The sequence below is a fragment of the Rubrivirga sp. genome (assembly GCF_049648075.1).
In the GTDB taxonomy this organism is placed as follows: Bacteria; Bacteroidota; Rhodothermia; order Rhodothermales; family Rubricoccaceae; genus Rubrivirga.
In genome coordinates, this window is the sequence record NZ_JBARYR010000281.1 from 1 (window position 1) to 4231 (window position 4231).

Consider the following 4231-nt stretch of genomic DNA (forward strand, 5'->3'; position numbering starts at 1 on the left):
GACCCGGGCCATCTGTACCAGAGCCGTCGAGGACGCCAGCCCCGAGACGCGGGGAGGGTCGGGGAGCCCGTCGATCACGAGCGGACCCGAGAACCCCGCGGCCACCAGCGCACGCAGGTGCTCGGCCCACCCAACGTCTCCGCTTCCGATCTCGACCTCGAGGCCGCCCGACAGGTCCCGGACGCTGACTACGGAAGGAATGAGTTTGGCCGTCAGGAGCGCGTCGAGACCAGCGCCGGGTGCCTCACCGCCCTCGAGGGCGTCGGCCGGACGCCAATCGGCAGCGACGTTGGGGTCCGCGATTTGAATCAGCAACTCGGCCAGCTCGGATCCCGTCGCCACGCCCGTGCCGACCTCGTTGCGAACCGCGAGCCGGAGGCCGAGCTGACGCGCCTTCTCCCCCGCTGCTCCGAGCGCGACGGCCCGGTCCTGCACATCCCCGCTCGAGAACGCACCGACCCGGACCACGTCGCAGCCGGCGCGTAGCGCGAACGGAGCCACGTCCTCGAGAACGGCGATGTCGTTGAGCCAACCTGCCCTCGAGGACGCGTCGCCCTCGAACAGGCCGGGGTCGAGGGCGACGACCGGAAGCTCGGCGTCCTCGAGGCGGCGTTGCAACGGCCCCTCGGTCACGTTCGGGACGCGAGCGCCGCCGACCGTTCGCAGGGCGACGCCGTCCAGGCCCCACAAAAGCGTCTGTCGGACGGCGCGAGCGGCATCCTGCGTCGAAATGTCGGTCGTCCAGGCTGTCGTCATCGCGAAACCAGAGAATCCGAAACCGCCGGTTCGCTCGCGACCTCGAGGACGCGGGCGAGGACGACGGCTGAGAGATCGAGACCAGCGGCTCCCACGATGTATTCGACGGCGTCGTCCGCCCTCGAGGGCGGTTCTCCAACCTCGAGGACCGCGTAGACCGCGTCCCGCCGCCACAGGGGCGCCGAAAGCGCGCGCGACCTCGAGGCGGCTCCACTCCACAGTGCGATCTGGACACTTCGGCCGGGGACGTCCGTCCACTGCGAGCGCTCCACCAACGCGCGGGCCGCCTCGAGGACGACAGCCGCGCTGGGCGTGTCGACGTCGGCTCCCACGACCACCAGCTCCGATCGCAGCAGCGGGTCACCGCCCGGGATCAGCCCGAGGGCGAGAGGTCCCGACACGGCCGGTAGCGTGAACCGCGATTCCGGCGTCGACAGCAGCGGCGAGGCGAGTGGCGTCAGCCCGACTCCTACCATCGCTCGGGCGCCCACGGCGAGCCTCGCCAGTGACGAGGCCGCGTCCTCGAGGGAGTCGACGGTCACCTCGTAGGTCAGCGCCGACGGACGCGCTTGCGGGCCGAGGGCGGCGGGGTCACGGGGCGCCGAGCAGCCGATGACGACCAGAAGCGCTAGAGGGATAAGTCGCACGGGGTGCATAGAAAAGGGGCCGCCCGGCATGTCGCCGGACGGCCCCAAAGGCTAATGCCAGGTCGGGCTACTCGAAGCCGATCGAGAGACCGGCCGTGAAGCCGAGGCCCGGCTGCACCGAGTTAGCACCGCCGAGCGGGTACCCGTACTCGAGGTACTCGTCGGGCGTGGCACCCTTGATGTAGAGCGAGGCCGGGAGGTTCGGCGGCGAGATCCGGAGGTATGGGACCACCATGCCGATGTGGCTACCGATGCCCGCCGTCGTGCCGACGTTCTCGAGCGTGGGCTCGTCGAACCGCGTCTGAAGCTGGAGCACCGCGCCGATCTCGAAGACCGGGAAGCGGAGGCCGGCACCGAACGCGAAGTTCAGGAAGTTGCCACCGCTGATCTCCATCTCGTTCTCGCCAACCGTGTTCGGGTTGTCGTTGGCGTCGTTGAGGAGGTAGTAGTCGATGCCACCCAAGAGGCGGAACCGCTCGCTCGGGTAGTCGAAGTCAGCACCGAAGAACACGGCGTCTCGGTTGTCCGATCGCGCGAGGTTGCTCGGGAGTTGGGCGCCACCGAGGGCCGCGATCGGCTCCGTGAACTCCTGGTCATCACCGAGGTCGAACGCGTAGCCACCGTGGATGCCGACGACCTTGCCACGGGCGATGCCGTAGACCTTAATCTGCTGCAACCCGAAGTCGCTCTCGAGGCTCCCGACGCCGAGGGGGTCGTTCCCGTCGAGGCTGAACTCATTCTTGGCGATGCCGAGGATCGCGCCGCCACCGAGACGGAAGCGCTCGAAGCTCAGGAAGTTGATCTGGGCGCCGACGGCGATCCGCTGCGAGATGGCCTCGCCAGTCGCGGTCTCGTTCGCGATTGCGAGACGCTCGACGTCGTTGTTGAGGGCGTAGCGATCAGAGGCCGTGCCGTAGGCGTACTGCGCCCACAGCTTGATCGGAGCGCTCGCGGCCGGGCGGCCCAAGGCGTAGGTGTCGAGCGTGATCGTCTCCGGCTCTTCAGCGTTCAGCTCAAAGACGCCAGGCATGGCGACGGCTTCCGTAGGAGCCTTGTCCGCAGCAGCGGACTTCTTGTCGTCGCCGGTGTCGTCCGGAGGGGTTAGGGCGAGAGAACCGGCCAATAGACCGGCTAGTGCCAAGTGGAGCATGAGAGCCTCTGAGATGGGTGGGGGACGTGGTAGAAATGCAAGGCCGGGGCGGGATGCCGGGGTCGGCCGTATCAGACTGCTAAGCGTCCGAACCCGACTGGTTCCATCGCGCCGAACCCGAGAGACTGCGAAACCCCCTGATTTAGGCCGCTCTCACGGTCCGCGTACCTTCTTCGACGTTGCTCCCCAGACCCATGTACTCCCCGGCCCGCGCCGCCCAGGCCCTCCTCGACCGTGAACGGACCCTCCTCACGGACTTGGGCTCCTTGCTCGACAAGGCCGACGCTCCCGACGACACGCGGCGGAGGCTCGCCGACCTAGCAGACGGCCTCGACGAGCTGTTCCTGCTCGTCGTCGCGGGCGAGTTCAACGCCGGCAAGTCGACGGCCGTCAACGCCTTATTCGGCCGGCGCGTGATGGAAGAAGGCCCCGTCCCGACGACGGACAAGATCACCGTCCTGCGACACGGCGACACCGAGGCGACGCACCGCAAGGGGGACTTCGTGACCGAGCGGCGCATCGACCACCCGCTCTTGGAGAGCATGGCGCTGGTGGACACGCCGGGCACCAACTCGATCGTGCGCGAGCACCAGGCGCTGACCGAGGACTTCGTGCCCCGCGCCGACTTGGTCCTGTTCGTGACGAGCTATGACCGCCCGCTTAGCGACTCAGAAAGGACGTTTCTGGAGTACATACGTGGCGCGTGGGGCAAGCGGCTGGTCGTCGCAGTCAACAAGGCGGACCTCGCCGAGACCGAGGCGGCCTTGGCCCAGGTCTTGGATCACGTCCGAGACGGGCTGGCCCGCATCTTTCAGGAGGCCGGCCTCGAGGACGCCCGCCCGCCCCTCGTCTTCCCCATCGCGGCCCGCCTGGCGCTCCACGCCAAGGAATCCGCCGACGGGGACGAGGCCTACCGGGCCGATCCACGCTGGGAAGCTTCGCGCTTCGGCCCGTTCCAGCGCTACGTCACCGAGACGCTCACCGACGACACCCGGCTCGCCCTCAAGCTGACGGCACCGCTCGACGCCGCGGCCACGCTCCTGGGCGACGTCCGCGCCCGGCTCGACACGCAGCGGTCCGTCCTCGAGGGCGACGAGACCGAATTGGCGGCGCTCAACGCCCGCTTCGACGACGTCCGGGAATCGCTGGGCGAGATCACGTCGCGCGCGGTCTCGGACGTGGACCGCGAGTTGCTGGAGATGGAAAAGCGCGGGACGCGGTTCTTGGACGACACGATCCGGGTGTCGCGCCTCAACCTGATCCGCGACCGCAACGCCTTCCGCGAGGAGTTCGACCGCCAGGTGGTCCGCGACGCCGAGGCGCGCATCGAGGCCCGGCTGGGCGAGGCCGCCGACGCGATGCTGCGGCGCGTGTTCGAGCTGTGGAACGAGACCTACTCGCGGCTCGCCGAGCTCCGGCGTGGCGACAAGGCCAAGGCCGAGGGCGGGTTCATGTACGACCGCGAGGAAGTCCTGCGCGACGTGCTCCGCGAGGCCCGGCGGACCATCGACCAGTACGACATGGGCGAGGAGGCCCGGCGGCTTCTGGAGAACGCGCGCTCGGCACTGACGCTCAGCGGCGCGACGGCCGTCGGAATCGGGGCGGCGGCCATCGTGCTCATCGCGACGACGGCGTTCGACGTGACGGGCGGCATCCTGGCGACGGGCGCGCTCGCCAC

4 protein-coding genes are annotated in these 4231 nt (G+C 69.1%); 1 reads left to right on the forward strand and 3 read right to left on the reverse strand.

Annotation, left to right across the window (positions count from 1 at the left end; genetic code table 11):
- The 3 genes from WBA11_RS08430 to WBA11_RS08440 form a co-directional block, all read right to left on the reverse strand.
- Window positions 1-756, reverse strand: a 756-nt coding sequence (locus WBA11_RS08430) for a sugar phosphate isomerase/epimerase family protein (protein WP_424520254.1), incomplete at its 3' end; no start/stop codon positions are given.
- Window positions 753-1403: a hypothetical protein gene (locus tag WBA11_RS08435; protein WP_424520255.1), complete on the reverse strand. Its 651-nt coding sequence runs from the start codon at window positions 1401-1403 to the stop codon at window positions 753-755. The genes WBA11_RS08430 and WBA11_RS08435, both read right to left, overlap by 4 nt.
- Window positions 1404-1470: 67 nt before the next feature.
- A complete protein-coding gene (locus WBA11_RS08440; RefSeq protein ID WP_424520256.1) occupies window positions 1471-2553 on the reverse strand; it encodes a hypothetical protein in 1083 nt (360 codons plus the stop codon).
- Window positions 2554-2747: 194 nt separating this feature from the next.
- Here WBA11_RS08440 and WBA11_RS08445 point away from each other — a divergent pair.
- Window positions 2748-4231 (forward strand): dynamin family protein (locus tag WBA11_RS08445; RefSeq protein ID WP_424520257.1); only part of this gene is annotated, 1484 nt, incomplete at its 3' end.

What these genes read in the sequence shown, in the direction of transcription:
- WBA11_RS08440 (WP_424520256.1), bottom strand. Translation starts at nt 2,553, where the DNA reads ATGCTCCACTTGGCACTAGCCGGTCTATTGGCCGGTTCTCTCGCCCTA.